29 protein-coding genes are annotated in these 26,000 nt (G+C 66.8%); 22 read left to right on the top strand and 7 right to left on the bottom strand.

Translation table 11 applies throughout. The features are described 5' to 3' along the window. Positions 1-51 precede the first annotated feature (51 nt). On the bottom strand, positions 52-1,014 hold the full coding sequence (gene mdh / locus BMX29_RS03845; protein WP_043842834.1) for a malate dehydrogenase: 963 nt from the start codon (positions 1,012-1,014) through the stop codon (positions 52-54). A gap of 185 nt (positions 1,015-1,199) precedes the next feature. Here mdh and BMX29_RS03840 point away from each other — a divergent pair, with 185 nt between their 5' ends. From BMX29_RS03840 to BMX29_RS03775, 15 genes are all read left to right on the top strand, one after another. Beyond that, positions 1,200-1,955, top strand: coding sequence for a sulfite exporter TauE/SafE family protein (locus BMX29_RS03840; RefSeq protein ID WP_092810540.1), 756 nt, complete (start codon positions 1,200-1,202; stop codon positions 1,953-1,955). 163 nt (positions 1,956-2,118) lie between these two features. Beyond that, positions 2,119-2,973, top strand: a complete 855-nt coding sequence (locus BMX29_RS03835) for an HpcH/HpaI aldolase/citrate lyase family protein (protein ID WP_217644372.1) — start codon at positions 2,119-2,121, stop codon at positions 2,971-2,973. A 3-nt stretch (positions 2,974-2,976) separates the two neighbouring features. After that, positions 2,977-3,522 (top strand): NnrU family protein, encoded by a 546-nt coding sequence (locus BMX29_RS03830; RefSeq protein ID WP_092810536.1) that lies wholly within the window; start codon positions 2,977-2,979, stop codon positions 3,520-3,522. A 4-nt stretch (positions 3,523-3,526) separates the two neighbouring features. Next, positions 3,527-3,730, top strand: coding sequence for a DUF1737 domain-containing protein (locus BMX29_RS03825; RefSeq protein WP_043842840.1), 204 nt, complete (start codon positions 3,527-3,529; stop codon positions 3,728-3,730). Next, on the top strand, positions 3,730-4,782 hold the full coding sequence (locus BMX29_RS03820; protein WP_092810534.1) for a MaoC family dehydratase: 1,053 nt from the start codon (positions 3,730-3,732) through the stop codon (positions 4,780-4,782). Before BMX29_RS03825 ends, BMX29_RS03820 begins: the two co-directional genes overlap by 1 nt. A 4-nt stretch (positions 4,783-4,786) precedes the next feature. Further along, a complete protein-coding gene (locus tag BMX29_RS03815; protein ID WP_092810532.1) occupies positions 4,787-5,197 on the top strand; it encodes a hypothetical protein in 411 nt (136 codons plus the stop codon). Positions 5,198-5,359: 162 nt separating this feature from the next. Then, entirely contained in the window at positions 5,360-5,743 is a 384-nt protein-coding gene (gene sdhC, locus BMX29_RS03810; protein WP_043842844.1) for a succinate dehydrogenase, cytochrome b556 subunit, read from the top strand. A 12-nt stretch (positions 5,744-5,755) separates the two neighbouring features. Beyond that, positions 5,756-6,127 (top strand): succinate dehydrogenase, hydrophobic membrane anchor protein, encoded by a 372-nt coding sequence (gene sdhD / locus BMX29_RS03805; protein WP_092810531.1) that lies wholly within the window; start codon positions 5,756-5,758, stop codon positions 6,125-6,127. Positions 6,128-6,142: 15 nt separating this feature from the next. Next, positions 6,143-7,948, top strand: a complete 1,806-nt coding sequence (gene sdhA / locus BMX29_RS03800; protein ID WP_092810529.1) for a succinate dehydrogenase flavoprotein subunit — start codon at positions 6,143-6,145, stop codon at positions 7,946-7,948. After that, positions 7,948-8,271 (top strand): hypothetical protein, encoded by a 324-nt coding sequence (locus BMX29_RS03795; RefSeq protein ID WP_092810527.1) that lies wholly within the window; start codon positions 7,948-7,950, stop codon positions 8,269-8,271. Before sdhA ends, BMX29_RS03795 begins: the two co-directional genes overlap by 1 nt. 1 nt (position 8,272) lies before the next feature. Next, complete coding sequence (locus tag BMX29_RS03790) at positions 8,273-9,052, top strand: succinate dehydrogenase iron-sulfur subunit (protein WP_092810525.1); 780 nt, start codon at positions 8,273-8,275, stop codon at positions 9,050-9,052. 192 nt (positions 9,053-9,244) lie between these two features. After that, a complete protein-coding gene (locus BMX29_RS19115; RefSeq protein ID WP_175471111.1) occupies positions 9,245-9,412 on the top strand; it encodes a hypothetical protein in 168 nt (55 codons plus the stop codon). A gap of 64 nt (positions 9,413-9,476) precedes the next feature. Beyond that, positions 9,477-9,671 (top strand): hypothetical protein, encoded by a 195-nt coding sequence (locus BMX29_RS03785; RefSeq protein ID WP_092810523.1) that lies wholly within the window; start codon positions 9,477-9,479, stop codon positions 9,669-9,671. A gap of 197 nt (positions 9,672-9,868) precedes the next feature. Beyond that, positions 9,869-11,053 (top strand): type III PLP-dependent enzyme, encoded by a 1,185-nt coding sequence (locus tag BMX29_RS03780; RefSeq protein WP_092810521.1) that lies wholly within the window; start codon positions 9,869-9,871, stop codon positions 11,051-11,053. Positions 11,054-11,167: 114 nt separating this feature from the next. Further along, positions 11,168-12,010: an urea carboxylase-associated family protein gene (locus tag BMX29_RS03775; RefSeq protein ID WP_092810519.1), complete on the top strand. Its 843-nt coding sequence runs from the start codon at positions 11,168-11,170 to the stop codon at positions 12,008-12,010. Between the two features lie 22 nt (positions 12,011-12,032). Here BMX29_RS03775 and deoD read toward each other — a convergent pair whose 3' ends face one another. The 3 genes from deoD to BMX29_RS03760 form a co-directional block, all read right to left on the bottom strand. Further along, positions 12,033-12,743 (bottom strand): purine-nucleoside phosphorylase, encoded by a 711-nt coding sequence (gene deoD, locus BMX29_RS03770; protein ID WP_092810517.1) that lies wholly within the window; start codon positions 12,741-12,743, stop codon positions 12,033-12,035. Between the two features lie 4 nt (positions 12,744-12,747). After that, the gene (locus BMX29_RS03765; RefSeq protein ID WP_043842861.1) at positions 12,748-13,059 is read right to left on the bottom strand and encodes an H-NS histone family protein; all 312 of its coding nucleotides are present in this window, start codon (positions 13,057-13,059) and stop codon (positions 12,748-12,750) included. A gap of 175 nt (positions 13,060-13,234) precedes the next feature. After that, the gene (locus BMX29_RS03760; protein WP_092810515.1) at positions 13,235-15,214 is read right to left on the bottom strand and encodes a protein meaA; all 1,980 of its coding nucleotides are present in this window, start codon (positions 15,212-15,214) and stop codon (positions 13,235-13,237) included. Positions 15,215-15,389: 175 nt separating this feature from the next. Between BMX29_RS03760 and BMX29_RS03755 the strand changes: the two genes are divergently transcribed. The 5 genes from BMX29_RS03755 to BMX29_RS03735 all read left to right on the top strand — a co-directional run bounded on the left by BMX29_RS03755 (position 15,390) and on the right by BMX29_RS03735 (position 20,076). Then, on the top strand, positions 15,390-16,778 hold the full coding sequence (locus BMX29_RS03755; RefSeq protein WP_092810513.1) for a 1-acyl-sn-glycerol-3-phosphate acyltransferase: 1,389 nt from the start codon (positions 15,390-15,392) through the stop codon (positions 16,776-16,778). A 130-nt stretch (positions 16,779-16,908) separates the two neighbouring features. After that, a complete protein-coding gene (gene ccrA / locus BMX29_RS03750) occupies positions 16,909-18,195 on the top strand; it encodes a crotonyl-CoA carboxylase/reductase (RefSeq protein ID WP_043842866.1) in 1,287 nt (428 codons plus the stop codon). A 203-nt stretch (positions 18,196-18,398) separates the two neighbouring features. Next, complete coding sequence (locus BMX29_RS18755) at positions 18,399-18,608, top strand: hypothetical protein (protein ID WP_043842869.1); 210 nt, start codon at positions 18,399-18,401, stop codon at positions 18,606-18,608. Continuing rightward, complete coding sequence (locus BMX29_RS03740) at positions 18,547-19,275, top strand: helix-turn-helix transcriptional regulator (RefSeq protein WP_244889138.1); 729 nt, start codon at positions 18,547-18,549, stop codon at positions 19,273-19,275. The genes BMX29_RS18755 and BMX29_RS03740 overlap by 62 nt, the downstream gene beginning before the upstream one ends. Before the next feature lie 165 nt (positions 19,276-19,440). Then, positions 19,441-20,076 carry an acyl-homoserine-lactone synthase gene (locus tag BMX29_RS03735; RefSeq protein WP_092810509.1) on the top strand — a complete coding sequence of 212 codons (636 nt, stop codon included), beginning with the start codon at positions 19,441-19,443 and terminating at the stop codon, positions 20,074-20,076. 9 nt (positions 20,077-20,085) lie between these two features. Here BMX29_RS03735 and BMX29_RS03730 read toward each other — a convergent pair whose 3' ends face one another. Beyond that, positions 20,086-20,823: a metallophosphoesterase family protein gene (locus BMX29_RS03730; RefSeq protein ID WP_092810507.1), complete on the bottom strand. Its 738-nt coding sequence runs from the start codon at positions 20,821-20,823 to the stop codon at positions 20,086-20,088. A gap of 94 nt (positions 20,824-20,917) precedes the next feature. Here BMX29_RS03730 and BMX29_RS03725 point away from each other — a divergent pair, with 94 nt between their 5' ends. Continuing rightward, positions 20,918-22,465 (top strand): ATP-dependent DNA helicase, encoded by a 1,548-nt coding sequence (locus BMX29_RS03725; protein WP_092810781.1) that lies wholly within the window; start codon positions 20,918-20,920, stop codon positions 22,463-22,465. An 18-nt stretch (positions 22,466-22,483) separates the two neighbouring features. Here BMX29_RS03725 and BMX29_RS03720 read toward each other — a convergent pair whose 3' ends face one another. Beyond that, entirely contained in the window at positions 22,484-23,515 is a 1,032-nt protein-coding gene (locus BMX29_RS03720) for a hypothetical protein (protein WP_092810505.1), read from the bottom strand. A 16-nt stretch (positions 23,516-23,531) separates the two neighbouring features. After that, positions 23,532-24,002: a transcription elongation factor GreA gene (greA, locus tag BMX29_RS03715; protein ID WP_043842877.1), complete on the bottom strand. Its 471-nt coding sequence runs from the start codon at positions 24,000-24,002 to the stop codon at positions 23,532-23,534. A 239-nt stretch (positions 24,003-24,241) separates the two neighbouring features. Between greA and BMX29_RS03710 the strand changes: the two genes are divergently transcribed. After that, complete coding sequence (locus tag BMX29_RS03710; RefSeq protein WP_092810503.1) at positions 24,242-25,891, top strand: electron transfer flavoprotein-ubiquinone oxidoreductase; 1,650 nt, start codon at positions 24,242-24,244, stop codon at positions 25,889-25,891. Positions 25,892-26,000: the final 109 nt, after the last annotated feature.

Raw genomic sequence — 26,000 nt, 5'->3', positions numbered from 1 at the left:
CCCCGGCCTTGGCGGGCCGGGGCGTATGTCGTCCGGGAGACGAATTCGCGATCAGGCGAGGCTGTCGTCGATGCCTTTGCAGGCGTCCACGAGGCCGCGGACCGCGTCGACCGAGCTGTTGAACATGGACTGCTCGTCCTTGGTCATCTTGATGTCGACAATACGCTCGATGCCGCCGGCGCCGATCACGGTGGGCACGCCCACGTAGAGACCCTTGAGCCCGAGGACGCCGTCGCACCATGCCGCGCAGGGCAGGACCCGCTTCTGGTCCTTGAGGTAGGCTTCGGCCATCTCGATCGCCGAGGTGGCGGGCGCATAGAACGCCGAGCCGGTCTTGAGCAGGCCGACGATCTCGGCGCCGCCGTCACGGGTGCGCTGTACGATGGCGTCGATCTTGTCCTTCGTGGTCCAGCCCATGTCGATCAGGTCGGGCAGCGGGATGCCGGCGACGGTCGAGTAGCGGGTCAGCGGAACCATGGTGTCGCCATGACCGCCGAGCACGAAGGCCGACACGTCCTTCATGGACACGCCGAATTCGAGCGACAGGAAGTGACGGAACCGCGCCGAGTCGAGCACGCCGGCCATGCCGCAGACCTTCTCGTGCGGCAGGCCCGAGAACTCGCGCAGGGCCCAGACCATCGCGTCGAGCGGGTTGGTGATGCAGATGACGAAGGCGTTCGGCGCGTTGGCGGCAATGCCCTCGCCCACGGCCTTCATGACCTTGAGGTTGATGCCCAGCAGGTCGTCGCGGCTCATGCCCGGCTTGCGCGGCACGCCGGCGGTCACGATGCAGACGTCAGCGCCGGCGATATCGGCGTAATCCGAGGTGCCCTTGAGGTGCGCGTCGAAGCCCTCAGCGGGGCCGGATTCCGCGATGTCGAGCGCCTTGCCCTCGGGGGTGCCCTCGGCGATGTCGAAGAGGACGACGTCGCCCAGTTCCTTCATCGCCGCGAGATGCGCGAGCGTGCCGCCGATCTGTCCGGCGCCGATGAGCGCGATCTTGGGTCTGGCCATTGGGTCTGTCTCCGGTTCCGTTGGTCCGTTGTCAGTGTTTCGCGCATGGCTACGGCGAACCGCCGCGCCGCGCAAGGGCGCCGCAACGCGGCATCGCGGCCGGGATGCCCGCGTGACCTCTGGGCGCCGCGCCATAACTGGCTGTGAAATCGCCGTTTTGCCGATCGGAACAAGGGCCGAAGATCATGGACGTACTAAGCTGGAGCGTGTTTGCCCTTGGTGTGCCGGCGGTGATCTTCGCCGGTATCTCCAAGGCCGGATTCGGCTCGGGCGCGGCCTTCGCCAGCGCGACGATTCTCGCCCTCGTGCTCGAGCCCGGTGCCGCGCTCGGGGTGATGCTGCCGCTGCTGATGCTGATCGACGCGACCAGTCTGCGCGCCTACTGGCGGCGCTGGAACTGGCGCGACGCGCGGCTGCTGATCCTCGCTGCCTTGCCGGGCGTGGCGCTCGGCGCGGCGTTCTACGACTGGGCGTCCCCCGATGCGGTGCGTCTGCTGATCGGTGCGGTGGCCCTTGGATTCGTGGGATGGCGACTGGCGCTTTCGCGCGGGTGGGTGACACTGGGTCAACGCCCGCTAGGCCGCGCGGCCGGCGCAATCTGCGGCTTTGCCGTCGGGTTCACCAGCTTCGTCAGCCACGCGGGCGGGCCTGCGGCTGCGGTCTACCTGCTGGGGCGGAAACTCGACAAGACGACATTCCAGGCGACGACGGTGCTGACATTCTGGGCAGTGAACCTGTCGAAGGCCGGGTTCTATGCCGGCATGGGCATCTTCACGCGCGAGACGCTGCTGCTCGGAATTGCGCTGTCGCCCTTCGCGTTCCTCGGCACCTGGCTGGGCGTGGTCGGCCACGAGCGCGTGTCCGAGCGCACCTTCTTCGCGATCACCTACGTGCTGCTCACCGTAACGGGGCTCAAGCTCGTCTGGGATGCGCTCGGCTAGGGGGGAGGGCGCGCGGAAATCTCGCGCAGCGCTGCCGTCCGTGCACCATCGCATACGATTCCGCTGCGTTGCGGCATTTTGCGCTTGAATTTTTCGGCACGAAATGTCGTTTATCGCGCAACTTTGTTTCGCACTTGATCCGACCCGTCCCAGAGGTGTGCCGATGACCGTCCAGCCGTTCCGCTCCGTCCTCTATATTCCCGGCTCCAAGGTGCGCGCCATCGAGAAGGCCAAGAGCCTGCCGGTGGACGCAATCATCTTCGATCTCGAGGATGCGGTGTCGCCCGAAGAAAAAGAGAGCGCGCGCGAGACGCTGGCCTCGGCGCTGGCCGAGGGCGGCTTCGGTCACCGCTTCACCATCGTGCGGATCAACGGACTCGATACGATCTGGGGCACCGCGGACGCCCGCGCCGTGGCGGACATGGCTTGCGACGCAGTCCTGCTGCCCAAGGTCGAAGGGCCAGAGCAGATCGACCGGCTTGCCGGGCTGATCGGCACCGACCGCGCAGTCTGGGCGATGATGGAGACCCCGCTAGGGATGCTCGAGGCCCGGGCCATCGCCGCGCACCGCCAGCTCGGCGGCATGGTCATGGGCACCAACGACCTCGTGAAAGAACTCAACGGGCGCGCCACGCCCGACCGCGTGGCGGTCATGACCGGCCTCGGCCATTGCGTCATCGCGGCCAAGGCCCACGGCAAGGTCATCGTCGATGGCGTCTACAACGCCTTCAAGGACGAGGCGGGCCTCGCGGCCGAGTGCCGGCAGGGGCGGGACATGGGCTTCGACGGCAAGACGCTGATCCATCCCGCGCAGATCGACACCGCGAACGCCGAGTTCGGCCCCTCGGAGGACGAGATCGACCTCGCCCGCCGCCAGATCGCCGCCTACGAGGCCGCGCAGGCCGACGGGCAGGGGGTGGCGGTCGTCGACGGCAAGATCGTCGAGAACCTTCACGTGGACACCGCACGGCGGATTCTGGCACAAGCCGAGGCGATAGGGCAGATCGCAGCGGAGTAAGCCATGATCCTTCTCATTCTCGGCCTCGCCCTCTGGGTGGGCGCGCACCTGTTTCCACGCCTCGCGCCCGACGCCCGCGCCCGCATGGGCAATGCCGGAAAGGGCGCCGTCGCCGCGGGGGTGCTGTTGGGCCTCGTGCTCATCATCATAGGCTATCGCGGGGCAGCCTTCGTGCCGGTCTGGACGCCGCCCGCGTTCCTGACCCACCTCAACAACCTGCTGATGATCCTGGCGGTCTTCGTCTATGGCATGAGCGCCACCACCGGCCGCCTGCGCGGCAAGATGCGCCACCCGCAGCTGACGGCGGTCAAGATATGGGCCGTGGCGCACCTGCTGGTGAACGGCGATCTTGCCTCGATCATCCTGTTTGGCGGCATGCTGGCCTGGGCCGTGGCCGAGGTCATCGTCATCAACAAGACCACGACCTGGGACCGCCCCGAGCCGGGCCCCGCCAAGAAAGACGTGGTTCTCGTCATCATCACGCTGGTGATGTTCGCGATCATTACCGGCATCCACGCCTGGCTCGGCGTCTGGCCATTCCCGGGGTAAGTCGATGAAACTCTTCCGTTTCCTGTCCGCCGACGACACATCGGCCTTCTGCCACAAGGTGTCCGAGGCGCTGTCGAAGGGGTGGGACCTCTACGGCGATCCCACCTATGCCTATGACGAGGCCAATGGCGTCATGCGCTGCGGGCAGGCCGTCACCAAGGAGGTCGACGGCACCTATTCCCCCGATCTCAAGCTGGGAGAGCAGTGATGACCGACGCGCCGCGCGCCACGTCGAAAACCAATCCGGGCCGGTTCTTCGAGGACTACACAGTCGGGGAAGTGATCCTGCACGGCGTGCCGCGCACCGTGGGCTCGGGCGAGCGGGCGCTCTACCACGCGCTCTACCCGGCCCGGCACGCGCTGCACTCTTCGGATCTCTTCGCGCAGGCCTGCGGGCTGGGCGCGGCGCCGCTGGACGACCTGCTGGCGTTCCACGTGGTCTTCGGCAAGACCGTGCCCGATGTGTCGCTGAACGCCCGCGCGAATCTCGGCTATGCCGAGGGCCTGTGGCGTCGGCCGGCGCGCCCGGGCGATACGCTGCGCTCGGAATCCGAAGTGATTGGCCTCAAGCAGAACTCCAACGGCAAGACCGGCGTGGTCTGGGTCCGCACCCGCGGGCTCGACCAGAACGACGCGGTGGTGATCGAGTACGTGCGATGGGTGATGGTCAAGAAGCGCGACGAGGGATCGCCGGCGCCCGAGACCGTGGTCCCCGAACTGAAGGGCGCGCTGGCCCCCTCCGACCTCGCGGTGCCGCCGGAGCTGACCTTTGCCGACTATGATTTCAGCCTTGCCGGAGAGCCGCATCGCCTCGGCGACTACCAGGTGGGCGAGATCATCGACCATGTGGACGGCGTGACGCTCGAGGAAGCCGAGCACATGATGGCGACGCGGCTCTGGCAGAACACCTCCAAGACCCATTTCGACGGCACCATGCGCGAGGATGGCAAGCGGCTGATCTACGGCGGTCACGTCATTTCGATGGCCCGCGCGCTGTCGTTCAACGGGCTCGCCAACGCACAGATGATCGTCGGTCTGAACGGCGGCGCGCACGCCAACCCCGCCTTCTCGGGCGACACCGTGCGCGCGTGGTCCGAGGTGCTGGACACCGCCGAGACGGCCCGCCCCGGGGTCGGCGCAATCCGCCTGCGGCTGGTGGCCACCAAGGACGGCGGCGTCGGGGACCTGAAGGGCGACGACGGAAAGTACCTGCCCGGCGTCCTGCTCGACCTCGATTACTGGGCCCTGATGCCGGTCTGAGCGGATGTCCCTGGTTGCCACCGCGCTTTTGCTCCTGTCCGCCGCGTGGCTGCTGCGGCTGGCGGCGATCTACGTGACCGGACCGGTGCCGGTGGGCTACCACGCGCAACTGCTCGAGGCGCTGGATGCCCCGCAAAGCGACGGGCTGCGCACGCTGATGCGGGCGATCTACACGGTTCTGGCGGGCGCGCTGGCGGCTTCGGCCGTGGGCATCGCGGTTCTGGCGCTGCTGGCGCACGGGCAGGGCGCGTCGCTCGCGCTGTTCGGCGTGGCCCTGGTGACGGGGCTGAGCTGCGGCACGGCAACCCTTGTCCTGCACGGGATGGAGAGGCGCGTGGGGCCGCGCACACCGTGGCGCACGGTCGCCGGAATCTGCGGTCTCGCGATTCTCGGCCCCGTGCTGTCGCTGGTCTGATGGTAGCGCGAACAGCGTGATCACAGGTGGCTGCCGTGTGATCACGCAAGGCCGGGATCGACCCGAATGCGCCAAAAAACCGCGCCCTTGCAAGCGGTCGGTCCGTGACACCGCGTCAAAAACGATTAGAACGCAGCCAAGGGAAGCGAAAGGACGTCCACAATGGCAGACGTGAACCGCGGCAATCGCCCGCTCTCACCCCACCTCCAGGTCTATCGCCCGCAACTGACCTCGATCACCTCGATCCTGACCCGTATCACCGGCAATGCGCTGATCGTGGCGATGCTGATGATCGTGTGGTGGTTCGTGGCGGCCTCGGTCGGCCCCGAGGCGTTCGAGACGGCGAACGGCTTCATCACCAGCTGGTTCGGCGACATCGTAATGTTCCTGTCGCTTCTGGGCCTCTGGTACCATTTCCTCGCGGGCGTGCGTCACCTCGTCTGGGACACCGCCTGGGGCATGGAAATCGAGTTCGCCGAGAAGCTCGGCTGGGCCTGCCTGATCGGCGCCGCCGTCCTCACCGTCCTTACTGCCCTCATCGTCTGAAGGAGCGCGCACATGGCCTTTCTTACCGACCGCAAGCGCGCCACCGGCCTCGGCAGCGCGAAGTCCGGCACCCAGCACTTCTGGCGCACCCGCGTGCAGTCCGTCGCGCTGTTCTTCCTCATCCCGCTGTTCATCTTCACGTTCGGGCCGATCCTGGGTTCGAGCTACGAGGAGGTCACAGCCTTCTACGCCCGTCCGTTCCCGGCCGTGGTGGCCGCACTGACGATCCTTGTCAGCTGGTTCCACTTCGCCGACGGCGTCCAGGTGCTGATCGAGGACTACGTTCACGGGCTGGCCGAGAAGATCCTCATCCTCCTGATGACCTGCATTTCCTACGCCGCCGCGGCGTTCGGCATCTATGCCGTCGTGCGGCTGGCGCTCTGAACAAGGCAAGACGACATGGCAGCATACGACTACGAGACGCATGACTACGACGTCGTGGTGGTGGGCGCCGGGGGTTCCGGCCTTCGCGCGACGCTCGGCATGGCCGAGCAGGGGCTCAAGACCGCCTGCGTGACCAAGGTCTTCCCGACCCGCTCGCACACGGTGGCGGCGCAGGGCGGCATCGCCGCTTCGCTGTCGAACATGGGCCCGGACCACTGGCAGTGGCACATGTACGACACCGTGAAGGGGTCGGACTGGCTGGGCGACACCGACGCGATGGAATACCTCGCGCGGCACGCCCCCGAGGCGGTCTACGAGCTCGAGCATTACGGCGTGCCGTTCTCGCGCACCGAGGAAGGCAAGATCTACCAGCGCCCGTTCGGCGGCCACACCACCGAGTTCGGTGAGGGTCCCCCGGTGCAGCGCACCTGCGCCGCCGCGGACCGGACCGGCCACGCGATCCTGCACACGCTCTACGGTCAGTCGCTGAAGAACAACGCCGAGTTCTACATCGAGTACTTCGCCATCGACCTGATGATGAGCGAGGACGGCGCCTGCACCGGTGTCGTGTGCTGGAAGCTCGACGACGGCACCATCCACGTCTTCAACGCCAAGACGGTGGTGCTGGCCACCGGCGGCTACGGCCGGGCCTATTTCTCGGCCACCTCCGCACACACCTGCACGGGTGACGGCGGCGGCATGGTGGCGCGTGCGGGCCTGCCGCTTCAGGACATGGAATTCGTGCAGTTCCACCCGACCGGCATCTACGGCGCGGGCTGCCTCATCACGGAAGGCGCGCGGGGCGAAGGCGGCTACCTCACCAACTCCGAGGGCGAGCGGTTCATGGAGCGCTATGCGCCCACCTACAAGGACCTCGCGCCGCGCGACTACGTCTCGCGTTCCATGACCATGGAGATCCGCGAAGGCCGGGGCGTCGGCGAGCACGGTGATCACATCCACCTGAACCTGTCGCACCTCCCCAAGGAGGCGCTGCAGCTGCGCCTGCCGGGTATCTCGGAATCGGCGCGCATCTTCGCCGGCGTCGATGTCACGAAGGAGCCGATTCCGGTCCTTCCGACAGTGCACTACAACATGGGCGGTATCCCGACGAACTACTGGGGCGAGGTTCTGAACCCGACCCAGGACGAGCCCAACCGCATCGTGCCGGGCCTGATGGCCGTGGGCGAGGCCGGGTGCGCGTCGGTGCACGGGGCGAACCGTCTCGGCTCCAACTCGCTGATCGACCTCGTGGTGTTCGGCCGGGCCGCGGCAATCCGGGCCTCCGAGGCCATCGACCGGGCCGCACGTCCGCGCACGGTGGACATCGCCCAGGTGGACAAGGCGCTCGATCGCTTCGACAGCCTGCGCCATGCCTCGGGCAATGTGCCCACCGCGGAACTGCGCCTCGAGATGCAGAAGACCATGCAGGAGGATGCGGCCGTGTTCCGCACCGCCAAGACCATGGCCGAAGGTGTCGAGAAGATGGGCGCTGTCGCGGCGAAGCTCGACGACATCAAGGTGACCGACCGCAGCCTCGTGTGGAACTCCGACCTGATGGAGACCCTCGAACTGACGAACCTCATGCCGAACGCGCTGGCGACCATCGTGGGGGCCGAGGCCCGCAAGGAAAGCCGCGGCGCCCACGCGCACGAGGATCATCCCGACCGGGACGACGACGCGTGGCGTGTGCACACGATCGCGCACGTGCACGACACCAAGGTCGATCTCACCTACCGCCCCGTCATCACCGACCCGCTGACCGAGCAGCAGCAGGGCGGGATCGAGCTCGAGCGGATCGCCCCCAAGGCGCGGACGTTCTGATGCGGCTCGAAGCGGCGTGCCTTACCCTGCTCCTCGTCGGCGCCTGCACGGCGCAGACGCAGGACCAGATCGCGCGGAACGCCGCGCGCTCGACGGTGAACCGGATCGTGCTCGAGCGTTATCCCGGCGTCCCCGTCGAGCCGGCCATCGGCTGCGTCATCGACAACGCGAGCGCGCAGCAGATCTACGCGCTCGCCGCCGACTCGGTCACCGGGCCCACGGCCTCCTCCGCGCAAATCGTTGCAGAGATTGTCCAACGCCCGGAAACGCTTACCTGTCTGGCAGCCGAAGGGCTGCCGGCCCTTCTCCGAACGGGAGGCTGATATGGTCCAACTGACCCTGCCCAAGAATTCGCAAATGCGCACCGGCAAGACGTGGCCCAAGCCGGAGGGCGCGAAGAACCTGCGCAAGTTCCAGGTCTACCGCTGGTCGCCGGACGACGGCGAGAACCCCCGCGTCGACACCTACTTCGTCGACATGGACACATGCGGGCCGATGGTTCTGGATGCGCTTATCAAGATCAAGAACGAGATCGACCCGACGCTGACCTTCCGCCGGTCGTGCCGCGAGGGCATCTGCGGCTCGTGTGCCATGAACATCGACGGCATCAACACGCTCGCCTGCATCTACGGCATGGACGAGATCAAGGGCGACGTGAAGATCTACCCGCTGCCGCACATGCCGGTGGTCAAGGACCTCATCCCCGACCTCACGCACTTCTACGCGCAGCACGCCTCGATCCACCCCTGGCTGGAAACCGAGACGCCGCGGCCGGCGAAGGAGTGGAAGCAGTCCATCGAGGACCGCGAGAAGCTCGATGGCCTCTACGAATGCGTGATGTGCGCTTGCTGCTCGACCGCGTGCCCGTCCTACTGGTGGAACGGTGACCGTTATCTCGGGCCCGCCGCGCTGCTTCATGCCTATCGCTGGATCATCGACAGCCGCGACGAGGCAACGGGCGAGCGGCTGGACGACCTCGAGGATCCGTTCAAGCTGTATCGCTGCCACACGATCATGAACTGCGCCAAGACCTGTCCGAAGGGTCTGAACCCGGCCAAGGCCATCGCAGAGATCAAAAAGACCATGGTCGAGCGCACCGTCTGAGCGACGCGACCTGAACCACGAGAAAAAGGGGCGGCATCCGCGAGGGTGCCGCCTTTTTCATTGTGACCCTGCGTCGCTTTGCGCCTGCTTCATGGCACGGTTGCACTGTTCCGGGGGTGACAATGCTGCATTGCGGCATCATCTAACGCGTCAGGGAGGGGCCACAGCAAACCGCAGCTAGAGGCACCCGAAATGACCGAGACTTCCGCGAAAGCTCCCGCCACGCGCCCCGAACAGGCGCTCGCCATTCTCGCAGACCAGCTCTCCTACTACACGCCGGCTCCGCGCGTCGTGACGTCCGACAAGGACGCGGACGCAAATGCTCCGCAAGGCGCGCCGGCCTACTTCGACGCGGCCTGAGCGCCGCCGTTCGCCCCGCCTGCCGATCTGGGATCGGGCGGGGCGCCTTATGCGTTGAGGTTCCATGATCGTCGTCATCGGATTCATCATCGCCTTCGCGCTCATGTTCTTCTTCGGCAACCGCGCGACGCGCGCCTGCCGGTGGCGCGAATACCGGACCAGTGACACGGAAAGCACGTGGACCTGTGTCCAGTGCGGGGCCAAGACCACCGGACTGCCCCGGAAATCGCCCGAGATGTGTCTGCGCGACAACGCCTGACGGCGACGGGGAAAAATCGAAAATCCGATGCAGATACCGTCTTGATGCGACTCGCATCCGGGCGCATATGCGTCTTACCAGACGCCAACGCACGCGCCTCTGTCCCATGGGTCCGCCCCACGGTTACGTAGCGACGGTAACGTCTCTGACAGCACTGGTCGGTTCTTGCGAGGACCGGGTCCTATTGGAGATGAACCATGAACGCATACGTCACCGAGCTTTCGGCAACCGAAGTCGTGCGCGCGCCCCGCGGCGTGTCCTCGCGCGTCGAGGAATTCATCCGCACCACGGCCTTCGACCGTCCGACGCTCGTCATCGACACGCAAGCCGTGGCCGAGCAGTACCGCGCCCTGAAGGCCGGTCTGGGTCGCGCCACGATCCACTACGCAGTGAAGGCCAACCCCGACCGTGCCGTGATCGAGACCCTCGTGGGCCTCGGCTCGCACTTCGACGCGGCCTCCCGCGGTGAGATCGAGCTTTGCCTGTCGCAGGGCGCGCGCCCGCAGGACATCTCGTTCGGCAACACGATCAAACGCGCCTCCGACATCGCCTTCGCGCACCAGGCGGGCATCCGCATGTTCGCCGTGGACGCCGAGGAGGAGATGCACAAGATCGCCGACAACGCGCCCGGCGCGCAGGTCTACGTCCGCATGATCGTCGACGCCTCCGAGGCCGACTGGCCGCTGTCGCGCAAGTTCGGCTGCGCGCAGGACAAGGCGATCTCGCTGCTCGACCTCGCCGTGTCCCTCGGACTCGAGCCGATCGGCCTGTCGTTCCACGTCGGTTCGCAGACCAAGCGGGCGCTCGGCTGGTCGGGCACGCTGGATCAGGTTGCGGCCGTCTGGCGCGCCGCGCACGAGGCAGGCCACGCGCTGCACACGCTCAACATCGGCGGCGGCTTCCCCGCCTTCTACACCGAGAGCATCGACGCCCCGACGGCCTATGCCGCCCGCGTCATGGAACTGGTGCAGGAGCGGTTTGGCGACGTGCCGCACGTGATGGCCGAGCCGGGTCGCGGGCTCGTGGCCGAGGCCGGCGCCATCGCCGCCGAAGTGCTGCTTGTCTCCCGCAAGTCGGAGCAGGACCTCCACCGCTGGGTCTACCTCGACATCGGCCGCTTCTCGGGTCTCGCCGAGACCGAGGGCGAGGCGATCCGCTACCAGCTCGTAACCGAGCGTGACGGCGAGGCCAAAGGCCCCTGCGTTCTGGCCGGCCCGTCCTGCGACTCGGCCGACGTCATGTACGAAAAGCGCCCGGTCGAGCTGCCGCTCGGTCTGAAAGCCGGGGATAAGATCATCATCCGCAGCTGCGGCGCCTACACGTCGACCTATTCGTCGGTCGGCTTCAACGGCTTCCCGCCGCTCGACGTCGTGGCCATCTGAGGCGCGACACCTGTTTCTGGAGTGAAGGCCGGGAATCGTCCCGGCCTTTTCTTTTGCGGCCCCTTCGGATTTGGATATTCGAACCAGGACGAAGCCGGAAAGCGGGGGAACGGGATGGGACGCGAGCCAAGCGATGCAGAGGCGCGGCGCACGGCGCCTCCGGTGATCTGCTACCCGCCGGAGACACTGCCGGCGCCGGACCTCTCGGTCTATGCAAAGGCCCTCGAGGACGCGCGGGTCGTGGACCGTGTGCGCGTTCCGCCGCGCGATGCGGCGACGTTCCGGGTGCCCGCGGGGCATTTCTTCCGCATCGTGTCGGTAGAGGGGCCCCAGGTCGGCGACCTGAACCTATGGGCGGCAAACGACCTTTCGGAGCGGTTCTATTCCGGCAAGACCCGCGCGCTGCACGGCACGCATGTGAGCACCGGAGACCGGTTGTGGTCGTGCTTTCCGCACCTGCGGCCCATGGCGACCATCGTTGCGGACAGCCTTGACTGGTACGGGATCGACGGGGATGGCGGGTCGGTGCACGACGTGATCGGCACGCGCTGCGATCCTTACACGGCGCAGCTTCTGTCGGGCGCGCAGTATCACCACTGCTGCCACTCCAACCTGACGCGCGCGCTGGCCGCGGAGATGGAGGTGAGCGTCGCGGAGGCGGAGCCGCATGTGCACGACGTGCTGAACGTCTTCATGTGCACGGGCTTCACGCGGGACACGGGACAGTACTTCATGAAGGCAAGCCCGGTGCGCCCGGGCGATGCCCTGACTCTCTGGGCCGAGATCGACGTGCTGGGTGCACTGAGCGCCTGTCCCGGCGGGGATTGCGGCCAGGCGCATTCGAGCGACGTGGCACACTGTCATCCGCTGGACGTGGAGATCCTCGCGCCCTCGAAGGAGGTGCCGGGATGGGCGCCGCCGGCGCGGAATGGCTACGACGGCAGCCACGGCGCCTGAGGCGCCGTGGCCGGTCGAGGTCCTACGCCGGTTGCACCGCCGCGGTGAGGGCGATCTCCACCATCTCGGCGAAGCTGGTCTCACGCTCGGACGAGGGCAGGGCGGCGCCGGTCATCAGGTGGTCGCTGACCGTCAGCACCGCGAGGGCCCGGACACCGTGGCGCGCCGCCACGGTGTAAAGCTCGGCCGCTTCCATCTCGACGCCGAGGATGCCGTGGCGGGTCATCTGCTCGGTCAGGTCGGGGCGCTCGTCATAGAAGACGTCGGACGAATAGATGCCGCCGACATGCAGGGTGGTGCCCTTGGCGCGGGCCGCGGCGACGGCGGCCTCGAGCAGGGACCAGTCGGCACAGGGGGCGTAGTTCACTTCCCGGAATATGCTGCGCGACGGTGTGGAGACCGAGGTTGCCGTCATCGCGAGGATGACGTCGCGCAGGGCGATCCGTTCCTGCATTGCGCCGCAGGACCCGATCCGCACCATCGTCTTTGCGCCGTAATCGCGAATGAGTTCATTGGCGTAAATCGAAAGCGACGGCATTCCCATGCCGGAGCCCTGAAAAGTGACGGGGGTTCCGTTCCATGTCCCGGTGAAGCCCAACATTCCGCGGACGGCGTTCACCTGACGCACGTCCGACAGGAATGTCTCGGCCGCCCATTTCGCGCGATAGGGGTCGCCGGGCATGAGCACGGTTTCCGCGATCTCGCCCGGTTCGGCACCGATATGAATTGTCATCGGCTCAGATCTTGAGGTCGTCGAGCGTCTTGCCGTCGTCGAGTGCGGAAATCACCCAGTTCGGCTTGCGGCCGCGACCGGTCCAGGTCTGGGACGGATCTTCGGGATTCTTGTAGCGCGGAATTCCCTTGGACGCCTTGCCGCCGCCTTCGACGATGAGGTCGTCGAGAGAGAACCCGTATTCCTTTGCGGCGTGTTCCGCCGCGCGTTTCGCTTCGGCTTTGCGCCGGGCGTCGATGGTCTTCAAGGCGCGTTCCACGTCCGCTTTCAGCTTTCGCAGGTCTTCTTTCGAGTACTGTTCTAGATCGATATCCATGAGATGTCCCCATTAGGATGTCCGGGAAAGCCCGGAAAGGTAAAAGTCCCCTAACTGCAATTAATGTAAAGTCACAAGGGTAAAAGCAATCTAAAACGAATAAGGCCCCGGATTGGTGTCCGGGGCCTCCTTTTCTTTACCAATTTGACGCTAACTGGAGTCGGGTGAATTGGTGCTATTCGGCTGCAACCGGCTCGGGATCCACAAGCGTCACGATGTCCCGCATGATGGTATTCAATTCGAAATCCTTGGGTGTATAAACCCGCGCTACACCCATATTTTTAAGGGCTTTTGCGTCCTCTTCGGGAATGATGCCGCCGACGATCACGGGCAGGTGTCCAAGTCCGGCCTCCCGTAGTCGGGCGAGCGTTTCCTCGACCAGGGGCAGGTGACTTCCCGACAGGATCGAAAGGCCGATGACGTGCACGTCACCCTCCCGGGCGGCCGCGACGATCTGCGCTGGCGTGAGTCGGATGCCCTCGTAGTCGATCTCCATTCCGCAGTCGCGTGCCCGGAAGGCGATCTGTTCCGCGCCGTTGGAATGGCCGTCGAGACCGGGTTTTCCGACGAGGAACTTGAGCCGGCGACCCAGACGGTCCGACACGGCGGCCACGGACTCGCGGATGTCGTCGAGACCCTCAGTCTTGTTCGACACCGATTTCGAGACGCCTGTGGGGCCGCGATATTCGCCGTGGGCCGCGCGCATCTCGCCGGCCCATTCGCCGGTGGTGACGCCGGCCTTCGCTGCGGCGATGGAGGCTTCCATCACGTTGCGGCCCTCGCGCGCGGCGGCGCGCAGATCGGCCAATGCGGCCGCCACGGCGTCGGCGTCGCGCTCGGCGCGCCATGTATCGAGTCGCGTGACCTGGTCCTGTTCCACGGCGGGGTCGACCGTCATGATGCCGCCGTCCTCGCCCAGAAGCGGTGAACGTTCGCTCTCGGTCCAGCGGTTCACGCCGACCACCACCGTCTCGCCGCGTTCGACCCGGTTCACGCGGTCGGCGTTCGACTCCACGAGCCGGCCCTTCATGTATTCGATGGCCTCGATGGCGCCGCCCATGCTGTCGAGGTTCGCGAGTTCCGCCCGAGCGCCCTCTTTCAGCGCAGCGACCTTGCGGTCGACGGCGGGGTTCTCGTCGAAGAGGTCGTCGTATTCCAGAAGGTCGGTTTCGTAGGCCATGATCTGCTGCATCCGCATGGACCATTGCTGGTCCCACGGGCGGGGCAGGCCGAGGGCCTCGTTCCACGCCGGCAGCTGCACCGCGCGGGCGCGGGCCTTCTTGGACAGCGTGACAGCCAGCATCTCGATGAGGATCCGGTAGACGTTGTTCTCGGGCTGCTGTTCGGTCAGGCCCAGCGAGTTCACCTGCACGCCATAGCGGAAGCGGCGGTAGCGCGGGTCCTCGATGCCGTAGCGTTCGGCGAGGATTTCGTCCCAGAGGTCCACGAAGGCGCGCATCTTGCACATCTCGGTGACGAAGCGGATGCCCGCGTTCACGAAGAACGAGATGCGGCCGCAGAGGGTGGGGAAGTCTTCGTCCGGGACACGCGGCTTTAGCTCGTCGAGGACGGCGATGCCGGTGGCCAGCGCGAAAGCCAGCTCCTGCTCGGGCGTCGCGCCGGCCTCCTGCAAATGGTAGGAACAGACGTTCATCGGGTTCCATTTGGGCACGTGCTTGTAGCAGTACTCGGCCACGTCCCCGATCATCCGCAGCGACGGCTTGGGCGGGCAGATATAGGTGCCGCGTGACAGGTATTCCTTGATCAGGTCATTCTGGACCGTGCCCTGAAGCTTGGAGATGTCGGCGCCCTGTTCCTCGGCCACCGCGATGTAGAGCGCGAGCAGCCATGGCGCGGTCGCGTTGATCGTCATCGAGGTGTTCATCTGTTCCAGCGGGATCTGGTCGAACAGCGTGCGCATGTCGCCCAGATGGCAGACGGGCACGCCCACCTTGCCGACCTCGCCGCGCGCCAGGACGTGGTCGCTGTCGTAGCCTGTCTGCGTCGGCAGGTCGAACGCCACCGAAAGTCCGGTCTGGCCCTTCGCGAGGTTGCCTCGGTAAAGCGCGTTGGACGCGGCGGCCGTGGAATGGCCGGCATAGGTGCGGATGAGCCACGGCTTGTCGCGGGGCGGCAGGGCGGGGATCTCGGTCATGGCAAGCGTCACCTGAGGCTGGAAAACTGGCTGAGCAAGATTATTGCGCTGCTAGTGGATTAGTGGAAACATTGTGCCAATGTCAATTCGCTGCGTTGCGGCAGGCCCGGTGCCGTCGCCGTTTCGCAGCGTCCGCGCGCTTGTCAGGCACGGCCCGTCCTGCAATCTGTCGCCGATGACCGGCTCCGTCACGCTTCCCGTCTGGCTCTTCGTGCTGATCCTCGCCTTCGCGGCGGTGACCTTCGCGTCGCATTTCCTGTTTCCGTCGGTGCGGTGGTTCTTCCGCCGGCGGCTGGAGCGGGCCGTGGCGCAGCTCAATACCCGCCTGGAGCGCCCGATCCAGCCGTTCAAGTTGTTGCGCCGCTACGACCTGATTCAGCGGCTCTGCTACGACCCCGAGGTCACGCGCGCCATCGTCGACCACGCCCATCGCACCGGCGTGCGCGAGGACGTGGCCTTCGAGGAGGCGCGCCGCTACGCACGCGAGATCGTGCCGTCGTTCTCTGCATCGCTCTATTTCGGGGTGGCGATCCGGCTGGCACGGGCGCTGTCGAACGCGCTCTACCGGGTCCGGCTGGTGCGCCACGACCACGAGGCACTGAGCGCCATCGACCCGGACGCGACCGTGGTCTTCGTGATGAACCACCGCTCGAACATGGACTACGTGCTGGTGACGCATCTCGCCGCGGACAGCTCGGCGCTATCCTATGCCGTGGGCGAATGGGCGCAGGTCTGGCCGCTGTCGCGCCTGATCCGTGCGATGGGGGCATATTTCATCCACCGCCGGACACGCAACGACCTCTACCGCCGGGTGCTGGAGCGCTACGTGCATCTTGCCACCGTGAACGGCGTAACGCAGGCGATCTTCCCGGAGGGCGGTCTCAGTCTCGACGGTGGCATGGCGCCGCCGCGGCTGGGACTACTGAAATACCTCGTGGACGGGGCAGAGGAGGGTGAGCGCGACGTGGTCTTCGTGCCGGTGGCGTTGAACTACGACCGGGTGCTGGAGGACCGGATCCTGACGCGGGCGCTCAAACGCGGGGGGCGGCGCTTCGACGCGCGGATCGGCGTGGTCGCTGGCTTTGCCCTGCGCCACCTCTGGCGGCGGGTGACCGGGCGTTACCACAAGTTCGGCTATGCCTCCGTCAGCTTCGGATCACCGCTGTCGTGGAAAAACTGGACCGGTGCGCGCACGCCCGAGGCGCTGGGAGACGAGATCATGTCCCGCATCGGCGACGTGGTGCCGGTGCTGCCGGTGCCACTGGTCGCGCATCTCCTGCTGGCGAAGGGGCCGATGACGCGTGGAGAGATCGAACTCGGTTTCACCGCCGTCTTGCGCGCTCTCGAGCGGCCCGTGGCACATGTGCCGCGCGGTCACCGCGACTACGCGGTGGAGGTCGGCCTGCGCACCCTGACGACCCGCGGCCTCGTGATCGAGGAGGACGGCGTCTACCGGATCGCCGAGGACGAGACCGATCTCCTGAAGTTCTATGCAAAGTCGATCGCTCACCTTGTCGCGGAAGACCCGGTGCCGCCGGATTTTTCTGCGCCCGCTCGGTCATAAAATTACAAACCTGACGTCACACGTGTTGAATTGTTGCGCGCCGGACGATATTCCACCGGAAACGGGCGGATGATTCTGCGCCGCGGCACGCGGTGCGCCGTCCCGACAGGTCGCATTGAAGGAGGCCCGGATGGCTTTGGACACGCAAACCGACGTCGCGCAGTATGACGCGCCCGAAAAGGACCTCTACGAGATCGGCGAGATGCCCCCGATGGGCTACGTGCCGAAGCAGATGTATTGCTGGGCCATCCGGCGCGAGCGCCACGGCGACCCCGACAAGAGCTTCCAACAGGAAGTGGTGGACGTGCCGAAGCTCGACAGCCACGAGGTGCTGGTTCTCGTGATGGCCGCCGGCGTGAACTACAACGGCGTCTGGGCGGGCAAGGGCGTGCCGATCTCGCCCTTCGACGTTCACGGGGCCGAGTTCCACATCGCCGGCTCCGACGCCTCGGGGATCGTCTGGGCGGTGGGCGACAAGGTGAAGCGCTGGAAGGTCGGCGACGAGGTCGTGATCCACTGCAACCAGGACGACGGCGACGACGAGGAATGCAACGGCGGCGACCCGATGCTGTCGCCGAGCCAGCGGATCTGGGGCTACGAGACGCCGGACGGCTCCTTCGCGCAGTTCACCAACGTGCAGGCGCAGCAGCTGATGCCGCGGCCCCGGCACCTGACCTGGGAAGAGAGCGCCTGCTACACGCTGACGCTGGCCACCGCCTACCGGATGCTGTTCGGCCACCATCCGCACGAGCTCAAGCCCGGCCAGAACGTGCTGGTCTGGGGCGCGTCCGGCGGCCTCGGCTCCTACGCGATCCAGCTGGCGAACACCGCGGGCGCCAACGCGATCGGCGTCATCTCGGACGAGAGCAAGCGCGACTTCGTCATGTCGATGGGCGCCAAGGGCGTCATCAACCGCAAGGACTTCAACTGCTGGGGGCAGCTGCCCACGGTCAACACGCCGGAATACAACGAGTGGCTCAAGGAAGCGCGTAAGTTCGGCAAGGCGATCTGGGAGATCACCGGCAAGGGCGTGAACGTCGACATGGTGTTCGAGCATCCCGGAGAGGCGACCTTCCCGGTCTCGACGTTGGTGGTGAAGAAGGGGGGCATGGTCGTGATCTGCGCCGGCACCTCGGGCTACAACACGACGTTCGACGTGCGCTACATGTGGATGCACCAGAAGCGCCTGCAGGGCTCCCACTTCGCGCACCTCAAGCAAGCGGCAGCCGCGAACCAGCTCATGGTCGAGCGGCGTCTCGATCCCTGCATGTCTGAGGTCTTCCCTTGGGCCGAGATCCCCGACGCGCACATGAAGATGATGCGCAACGAGCACAAGCCGGGCAACATGTCGGTTCTCGTGCAGGCGCCGACCACCGGCCTGCGGACGCTCGAAGACGCGCTGGACGCCAAGAAGTAACGGATCCTTTTCCGAACCATGTCAGGACTGGCCCGCGCCGTATCGGCGCGGGCCTTTGTTCTTTCGGGCCGGCGCTGAAGATCAATGATCTGCACGGGCCGCCCTCGCCGGAATCGGGGAGGGAGTTTTCGTGAATGGTGCGGAACCACAACCGTGGATAGTCTAGAAGTTAACCCGCGGTTAACCTTTTGAGGGCGACAAGGATGCAACACGACTGGATCATCGACGTTCTCTCGGACCTACGTGATTTCGCGCAGCAGAACGACCTGTCCGCGCTCGCCGCGCAAATCAACGACGCGACGATCGTCGCGCACACCGAGATCGCGTCCAAGACGGCGAAAGAACTCACTGGTGGGCTTCCTCTCGTCCATACCGTGGATCGAAAAGGTGTTGGCCGATTTGGAGTCGGCTGAGGGTCTTGGCGATCTTCAGGCGCTGGCCGAGCGCATTCGCGCCGAATACGGTGTCGGACATGTCGTCTATCACTGGGTGAACAGCGCCGGACAGCAATACGGCTGCGGCACCTACGAGCCGGCCTGGGTCCAGCGCTATCTCGACCGCAACTACTTGCGCATCGATCCGGTCATACAGGGCTGCTACCAGCGCTTTCACCCGGTCGACTGGAAACGGCTGGACTGGTCGGGAAAGGTGGCGCGGGACTTCCTCCGAGACGCCGTCGCTTTCGGTCTGGGAAACCAGGGCTATTCGATCCCCATTCGCGGCCCGAACGGTCAATTCGCGCTGTTCACGGTGAACCACGATTGCGATGACGACGTTTGGGCCGCCTTTACCGAAGAAAACCGCCGCGACCTGATCCTGCTGGCTCACTACTTCAATCATCAGGTGCTCGAACTCGAGCCCGGGCGCGCGCCGCCCGAGGCCACACCTCTGTCGCCGCGCGAAATCGATGCGCTGACCCTGCTGGCTATGGGCTACAGCCGGGCTCAGGTGGCCGATACGCTCACGATCTCGGAGCATACGCTGCGGGTCTATATTGAAAGCGCGCGACACAAGCTCGGCGCGCTCAATACGACCCATGCCGTGGCCCGCGCGCTCCAGCGCGGGGTCATCGTGGTCTGAGGCGGAAAACGCCTTTTTCGTTGCGGCTGCGCCTGCCGCGCGGTGGGGCCAAGGTTTCGTTCACCCACTTTGCGGCGACGGTAAACGCCGCGCGCTCCGCGCGGGGAGGCGGTTAACCGGCCCCGACGCAGCTTTCCCCCGTCACTGCACGGAGGAAAACCCGCCATGATCCGCTTCATCCAAGCATCCGAACTGCATCGCGTGCCGCGCCTCGCGCGCAGCATGTTCGAGGACCGCGCCGACCAGTTCCACACTCGCCTCGGGTGGGAGGTCAGCGTCGACGCCACCGGCGCCGAGCGCGACCGCTACGACGATCTGAACCCGCTCTACGTCATCTGGGAGAGGTCCGACGGGCGGCACGGCGGCTCAATGCGCCTGTTGCCAACGACCGGCGAGACGATGGTCAACGACCACTTCCACCACCTCACTGGCGGTGTCAGGATCGAAAGCCCGCTGATCTGGGAATGCACCCGCTTCTGCCTCGCCCGCGACACCGATCCGGGCACGGCGGCGGCGCTGATGCTGGCCGGCGGCGAGGTCATGCGAGGCTTCGGTGTCGAGCACTACGTCGGCGTGTTCGACGCCCGCATGGTCCGCATCTACCGCCGCATCGGCGCCTCGCCCGAGGTGCTGGGCGCCGAGGGCCAGGGCCGCGCGCGTATTGCGGTGGGGCTATGGGCATTCTCTGCCGAGGCGCAGGCGCGGGTGGCCGAAAGCGCCGGCATCGCGCCCGAGACCTCGCGCCGCTGGTTCGAGGCGGCCTTCGGCGGGCGCCCTCGCACGGTCGTCGCGGCGGCCTGAGCGGCTGCCTCAGGCGGTCACGAAGCTCACGTCGTTCGGGCGCACGACCGCTGCTGTCAGCTGCCCCGTCGCATAGGCGCCGGTGTCGATGGACACGACGCCGTCCCGCGCCGTCGCAGCGTCGACGATGGTGTGGCCGTGTACCACCCACAGCGCGTCCGTGCGGGCGCGGCGGCCGAAATCCGGATGACCCCAGATCAGCGTGTCAGGCGACTGATCGTCCAGCGCCACGTTGGGCGCCGCGCCCGCGTGGACCACCGCGACGTTGCCGTTCTGCCACGACAGGGGGCGGGCGCGCAGCCACGTCAGCAGATCGTCGCCCATCGCGCCGCGCAGGCGGTCGGCGAAGGCGGCGAGGCCCGCGGTGTCGCTTCGGTCGGGCACGTCGCCCACGCCGAAGCTCGCCACGGTCTGAAGGCCGCCATGCTGAAGCCAGCGCGGCATCGCCGTCTCCGGCATGTCCAGCGCGTCGAGCAGCATCTGCTCGTGGTTCCCCATGAGGCACGTCACACGCGGCTCGCCGTCGAGCCGGCGCAGCCGGCGCAGGACGCCCGCGCTGTCGTCACCCCGGTCCACGTAGTCGCCGACGAAAACCAGGCTCAGGTCCCCGTCGAGCCGGTCGAGGAGCCGCGCCACGAGGTCGTCGCAGCCGTGGATGTCGCCGATCGCGGCGAAGGGCCGGTCAGGGGCGAGGGGCGCATCGAAGGCCGGCGCGCGGAACCGGCGGAGGAGGTCGGGCAATCGCATGACGCCCGAGGTAATGGCTGCCGTGGCTCCCGCCAAGCCGGTGCGCGCGGGAAGCCGCTGGCGCCGCCCGCGCGTGGCAATTAGGGTCCGCGCCATGACCGCGCCCGCCCTCACGCTTTCCGACGACCAGGCCGATGCCTGGGACCGTGTCGCCGACCTTCTGTCCGAGGCCGGCGTCGATCTCGCGGACGGACACACCGCCGCCGCCCGCGAAAACGGCGCCTCGCGCATGCTGGCGATCCTCGGCAAGGCCGGGTCGGGCAAGACCCTGCTACTGGCCGAGCTTTGCCGCGCGATGAAGGAGGCGGGGGTCGAGATCGTCTCGGGCGACTACGAGGGCCGCCGTCGGCGCGAACGACGCACGCTGGCGGTGCTCGCCCCCACAAACAAGGCGGCGAGCGTTCTGCGCACGCGTGGCGTTCCCGCGACCACGATCCACCGCATTCTCTACACGCCGGTCTACGACCCCGAGTTCGAGAAGGTCGCCGAGTGGCTGACCGGACAGGCCGAACGCCCCGAGACCGAGGCCCTGTCGGACGAGGCGCTCGATCGCGCTTTCGCGGCCTACCAGGTTCACGGGTCGGTGCCGGCGGCGCTGGCCGCGGCAGGCCTGCGCGGATCGGACTTCATCTCCGGCTGGAAACGCCGGGAAGAGCCGCTGGACGTGGGCTTCGTTGACGAAGCCTCGATGCTCGACGAACGGCAATACGACGACCTGCGCGAGATTTTCCCGACGCTGCTGCTGTTCGGCGATCCCGCGCAGCTCGCGCCGGTGAACCAGTCCGGCAAGATGGTGTTCGACGACATCCCCGCCCCGAAGAAGATCGAGCTGGCGCGCATCCACCGGCAGGCCGCGGACAACCCGATCCTCGATCTCGCTCACGCGCTGGCCGACCCGCAACTCGGCTTCGAGGAGTTCGAGCGCATGGTCGAGGACCGTGCACGGCAGGACGAGCGGGTGATCTGGGGGCAGAGGGTCGAGGTCGACCTGATGGCCCGCTCGCCGGTTCTGGTCTGGCGCAACGCCACGCGCATCCGGCTTATCAACGCGTTCCGCGCGGTGCACGGCGCCCCCGAGACCGCGCTGCTGGAGGGCGAGCCGCTGATCTGCGACGGCATCGAGCTGCCGATCAAGCACCGCAAGAAGCGTATCGACCTCGAGGCGCGCGGCCTCGTGAAGGGCGCGCAGGTGATCTACCTCGGCCCCGGCAAGAAGTCCGGATTCTCGCGGCTGCACGTGGTGGGCGCGGAGGACCCGCGGCTGTCGGCGGCGTCCATCGTCAAGATCGAGAAGCCGGACGAGGAAGAGCCGTTCATTCCCTTCGCTGCGCGCATGGGGGCGACGTTCCTGCACGGGGCGGCGGTGACGATCCACAAGGCGCAGGGGTCGCAATGGCCTGACGTGCAAGTCTTTGCGCCCGACCTTTACGCCGCCGCGCGCATGGGGCGGGTCGAGGCCGGCCAGCCGCTGTGGAAGAGACTCGCCTACGTGGCGATCACCCGCTCGTCCGAGCGGCTGCACTGGGTGGTGCGGAACCGGTTGTCGAAGCCGACCGCGCCGCTGACGATCGACGACCTGCCGAGCAAGGCCGCGCCGCTCGCTCTCGAGGTCGAGGTGGACGGGGATCCGCAGGCCTCCTGAGAGGCGCACGGTCGACTCTCAGTCGAAGGTCCCGGCGACCCGGCCCAGCAGCATGAAGGCGCGCGATGAGCGGGTGTCGGCGAAATCCGAGATCTCGGCGTCGCTGGCCTCGGGCTCGAACCGGGCGAAGCCCTTGTCGTAGAGCCGCAGGAAATGGTGCGCCGCGTCCCGGAAGATCGGGTCCTCGCGCATGCGCGCTGCCGCAAGCGCCAGCGAGGAACGGTCGCGGATGCCGCCGAGCGCGGCGATTTCCCGGCCGCGAGAGCCTTGCGCGAACCGCCGCCAGGTTTCGGGCCGCGCCATGTCCGGACGCAGGTCGTCCATGTAGATCCCGTCCTCGCTCAGCAGCGTCAGCACGTCCTGCGCGGCCTGGATCAGCTGCGCCGACGGCCGGTCCTTCAGCGCGCGGCGCAGGGCGGCGAAACCGTCGGCGTCGTCGGGCGTGTCCGGGAAATTCAATGCCCGGATCAGGTCGGCGGTGCCGATCGCCGGACCCATCGCGTCGGGCGGGGTGCTGAGTGCCAGTGACGCCTGATCGCCGGACTGCGCGGGGGGCGTGGACGCGGCCGGGGCAGGCTCGGCGGGACGGGGACTGCCGCCCGCGTTGCGCGCAGCCGCCCGGGTCGAGGAGAACACCGCAAGGGCCGTCTCGGTCTTGCGCTGGGCCGCCGCGATCTCGTCGAGCTTGCGCGAGATGCTGTCGGGGCCGGGCTCGTTGCGGCCCCCCTGCGCCTGCGAGACATAGGCGTGGCGCAGCGCGTCCACGGCGGATTCGAGGCGCGCGGCCTCGGCGCGCAGCACGCGGGTCGAGCGCATGACCATGACCGCCACCCAGATCAGGGCGACAGGCAGGAACACCGCGAGCAGGATCAGCACGCCCCGCAGGCCATCCGTCCCATCCGGACCGAACAGGGCGAAATAGCCGCCGGTCAGCAGCACCCACGCGCCGGCGAGCGCCGCGGCCGCAACCTCTCCGGGGCCGATGGCCTCCGGGCCCTCGTGCCCGTAGAGCCCGATGGGCGTGCCCCGCGCGCTGGTCTCTTCGGCCATGTCCCGGCCCTCCGGCTCAGACGTAGTCGATCTTGATGATCTCGTAGGACTTCTCGCCGCCCGGCGTGCGGACCTCGACGCTGTCGCCCTCGTCCTTGCCGATCAGGGCGCGTGCGATGGGAGATTTCACGTTGAGCAGGCCCTTCTCGATGTTGGCCTCGTGCTCGCCGACGATCTGCCAGGTCTTCTCCTCGTCAGTGTCCTCGTCGACGACTGTGACCGTGGCGCCGAACTTGATCGAGCCCGACAGGGTCTTGGGGTCGATCACGTCGGCGCGCGACAGGATGCCCTCGATCTCCTTGATCCGGCCCTCGATGAAGCTCTGCTTCTCGCGCGCGGAATGATACTCGGCGTTCTCGGACAGGTCGCCGTGCTCGCGCGCCTCGGAAATGGCGGCGATGATGGCCGGACGCTCTTCGGACTTGAGCGTCTTCAGTTCCTTTTCGAGCGCGGTGTTGCCCGCGCGGGTCATCGGTATCTTTTCCATGGGTCGTCCAAACGTTTTGGGGCGGCCCGTGGGCCGCCCGCTCTGTTACTGTGCATGTGAGACCAATCCCCGGTCGATTTCAAGGGTCGGGGCCCGACAGTGCCGGGTTTCCGAAACGCAACGCCGCACCGCGGCGCCGGGACGCCGTGTCGCGATTGACCCCCGCCCGTGCCGCGCTTTACTTCTTTGCAAATTCTTCAAGGATGCTTGCGCCCCTCCGGGCGCCGAAAGGGAGAGAGATGACCGACACCCAGCGCGAGACGATGGAGTACGACGTGGTGATCGTGGGGGCGGGGCCGGCGGGCCTCTCGGCCGCGATCCGGCTCAAGCAACTCGACGCGGACCTCGAGGTGGTCGTGCTCGAGAAGGGCTCCGAGGTCGGCGCACACATCCTGTCGGGCGCGGTGCTGGACCCCTGCGGGCTCGACGCGTTGATCCCGGACTGGAAGGAGAAGGGCGCGCCGCTGAACGTGCCGGTCAAGGACGACAACTTCTACCTGCTCGGCGAAGAGGGCAAGGTGCGCGTGCCGAACTGGCCGATGCCGCCGCTCATGAACAACCACGGCAACTACATCGTCTCGATGGGCAATGTCTGCCGATGGATGGCCGAGCAGGCCGAGGAACTGGGCGTCGAGATCTTCCCCGGCATGGCCTGCTCCGAGATCGTGTGGGGAGAGAACGGCGAAGTGAAGGGCGTCGTCGCCGGCGAGTTCGGCATCGCGCCCGACGGCACGAAGGGTGACGGCTACGAGCCGGGCATGGAACTGCACGGCAAGTATGTCTTCCTGGGCGAAGGCGTGCGCGGCTCGCTCTCCAAGCAGGTCATCGCCAAGTACGAGCTCGACAAGGAGTCCGAGCCGCAGAAGTACGGTCTCGGCATGAAGGAAATCTGGGAGATCGACCCCGAGAAGCACCGCGAGGGTTCGGTGACCCACACGATGGGCTGGCCGCTGAACAAGAATGCCGGCGGCGGGTCGTTCATCTACCACCTCGAGAACAACCAGGTCTACGTGGGCTTCGTGGTGCACCTGAACTACGAGAACCCGTATCTCTACCCTTACATGGAGTTTCAGCGCTTCAAGCATCACCCGCTGGTGGCCGAGCTTCTCGAGGGCGGCAAGCGCTTGGCCTACGGTGCGCGCGCGATCAGCGAGGGCGGCTACCAGTCGATGCCGAAGATGGTCGCGCCGGGCGTGGCGCTGCTGGGCTGCTCGGTCGGCATGGTCAACGTGCCGCGCATCAAGGGCAACCACAACGCCATGCTCTCGGGCAAGGCGGCGGCCGAGGCCGCACATGCCGCGCTCAGGGACGGGCGTTCGGCCGACGAGTTGTCGGACTATGAGACCGAGGTGCGCGGCGGCGCCATCGGCGACGACCTCAAGAAGGTGCGTAACGTCAAGCCGCTGTGGTCCAAGTACGGACTCAACGCCTCGCTGGCGCTGGGCGGCTTCGACATGTGGACCAACTCGCTTTTCGGGGCGTCGGTGCTGGGTACGATCAAGCACGGCAAGTCCGACGCCGAGGCCACCGGAAAGGCCGAGAAGTTCAAGCCGATCGACTACCCCAAACCCGACGGCAAGCTGAGCTTCGACCGGCTGACCAACGTGTCCTTCGCGATGACCAACCACGAGGAAAGCCAGCCCGCGCATCTCAAGCTGAAGGATCCCAAGGTGCAGGTCGACGTGGACTACCGCGAATTCGCCGGGCCGTCGCAGCGTTACTGCCCGGCCGGGGTCTACGAGTTCGTGGACACCGACAGCGATCCGAAGTTCGTCATCAACTTCCAGAACTGCGTCCACTGCAAGACCTGCGACATCAAGGACCCGGCGCAGAACATCGTCTGGACCACGCCGCAGGGCGGTGACGGGCCGAACTACCCCAACATGTAAGAGATCGGGATGTGGGCGGTGACGGAGACGTGACGCCCGCATCCGCCCGCCCCGACGGGGCGTTTGTTGCGCCTTCCGCGTGCGCCCGATAGGCTTCGACAACCCGTTT

Origin of the sequence: Roseivivax marinus, from assembly GCF_900109705.1 — a bacterium.
Lineage (GTDB): Bacteria > Pseudomonadota > Alphaproteobacteria > Rhodobacterales > Rhodobacteraceae > Roseivivax > Roseivivax marinus.
The sequence above is the reverse complement of the archived record's forward strand: the minus strand, read 5'-3'. Positions and strand labels throughout refer to the sequence as shown.

Coding starts and splice junctions, on each gene's coding strand:
- BMX29_RS19115 (WP_175471111.1), top strand. CDS start 9,245: ATGACCGAGACTTCCGCGAAAGCTCCCGCCACGCGCCCCGAACAGGCG.
- deoD (WP_092810517.1), bottom strand. CDS start 12,743: ATGACAATTCATATCGGTGCCGAACCGGGCGAGATCGCGGAAACCGTG.
- sdhA (WP_092810529.1), top strand. CDS start 6,143: ATGGCAGCATACGACTACGAGACGCATGACTACGACGTCGTGGTGGTG.
- ccrA (WP_043842866.1), top strand. CDS start 16,909: ATGGCTTTGGACACGCAAACCGACGTCGCGCAGTATGACGCGCCCGAA.
- BMX29_RS03760 (WP_092810515.1), bottom strand. CDS start 15,214: ATGACCGAGATCCCCGCCCTGCCGCCCCGCGACAAGCCGTGGCTCATC.
- BMX29_RS03765 (WP_043842861.1), bottom strand. CDS start 13,059: ATGGATATCGATCTAGAACAGTACTCGAAAGAAGACCTGCGAAAGCTG.
- sdhD (WP_092810531.1), top strand. CDS start 5,756: ATGGCCTTTCTTACCGACCGCAAGCGCGCCACCGGCCTCGGCAGCGCG.
- BMX29_RS18755 (WP_043842869.1), top strand. CDS start 18,399: ATGCAACACGACTGGATCATCGACGTTCTCTCGGACCTACGTGATTTC.
- BMX29_RS03830 (WP_092810536.1), top strand. CDS start 2,977: ATGATCCTTCTCATTCTCGGCCTCGCCCTCTGGGTGGGCGCGCACCTG.
- BMX29_RS03785 (WP_092810523.1), top strand. CDS start 9,477: ATGATCGTCGTCATCGGATTCATCATCGCCTTCGCGCTCATGTTCTTC.
- BMX29_RS03780 (WP_092810521.1), top strand. CDS start 9,869: ATGAACGCATACGTCACCGAGCTTTCGGCAACCGAAGTCGTGCGCGCG.
- BMX29_RS03725 (WP_092810781.1), top strand. CDS start 20,918: ATGACCGCGCCCGCCCTCACGCTTTCCGACGACCAGGCCGATGCCTGG.
- BMX29_RS03730 (WP_092810507.1), bottom strand. CDS start 20,823: ATGCGATTGCCCGACCTCCTCCGCCGGTTCCGCGCGCCGGCCTTCGAT.
- BMX29_RS03815 (WP_092810532.1), top strand. CDS start 4,787: ATGTCCCTGGTTGCCACCGCGCTTTTGCTCCTGTCCGCCGCGTGGCTG.
- BMX29_RS03720 (WP_092810505.1), bottom strand. CDS start 23,515: ATGGCCGAAGAGACCAGCGCGCGGGGCACGCCCATCGGGCTCTACGGG.
- greA (WP_043842877.1), bottom strand. CDS start 24,002: ATGGAAAAGATACCGATGACCCGCGCGGGCAACACCGCGCTCGAAAAG.
- BMX29_RS03710 (WP_092810503.1), top strand. CDS start 24,242: ATGACCGACACCCAGCGCGAGACGATGGAGTACGACGTGGTGATCGTG.
- BMX29_RS03835 (WP_217644372.1), top strand. CDS start 2,119: ATGACCGTCCAGCCGTTCCGCTCCGTCCTCTATATTCCCGGCTCCAAG.
- mdh (WP_043842834.1), bottom strand. CDS start 1,014: ATGGCCAGACCCAAGATCGCGCTCATCGGCGCCGGACAGATCGGCGGC.
- BMX29_RS03825 (WP_043842840.1), top strand. CDS start 3,527: ATGAAACTCTTCCGTTTCCTGTCCGCCGACGACACATCGGCCTTCTGC.
- BMX29_RS03775 (WP_092810519.1), top strand. CDS start 11,168: ATGGGACGCGAGCCAAGCGATGCAGAGGCGCGGCGCACGGCGCCTCCG.
- BMX29_RS03755 (WP_092810513.1), top strand. CDS start 15,390: ATGACCGGCTCCGTCACGCTTCCCGTCTGGCTCTTCGTGCTGATCCTC.
- BMX29_RS03820 (WP_092810534.1), top strand. CDS start 3,730: ATGACCGACGCGCCGCGCGCCACGTCGAAAACCAATCCGGGCCGGTTC.
- BMX29_RS03735 (WP_092810509.1), top strand. CDS start 19,441: ATGATCCGCTTCATCCAAGCATCCGAACTGCATCGCGTGCCGCGCCTC.
- BMX29_RS03795 (WP_092810527.1), top strand. CDS start 7,948: ATGCGGCTCGAAGCGGCGTGCCTTACCCTGCTCCTCGTCGGCGCCTGC.
- BMX29_RS03840 (WP_092810540.1), top strand. CDS start 1,200: ATGGACGTACTAAGCTGGAGCGTGTTTGCCCTTGGTGTGCCGGCGGTG.
- BMX29_RS03790 (WP_092810525.1), top strand. CDS start 8,273: ATGGTCCAACTGACCCTGCCCAAGAATTCGCAAATGCGCACCGGCAAG.
- sdhC (WP_043842844.1), top strand. CDS start 5,360: ATGGCAGACGTGAACCGCGGCAATCGCCCGCTCTCACCCCACCTCCAG.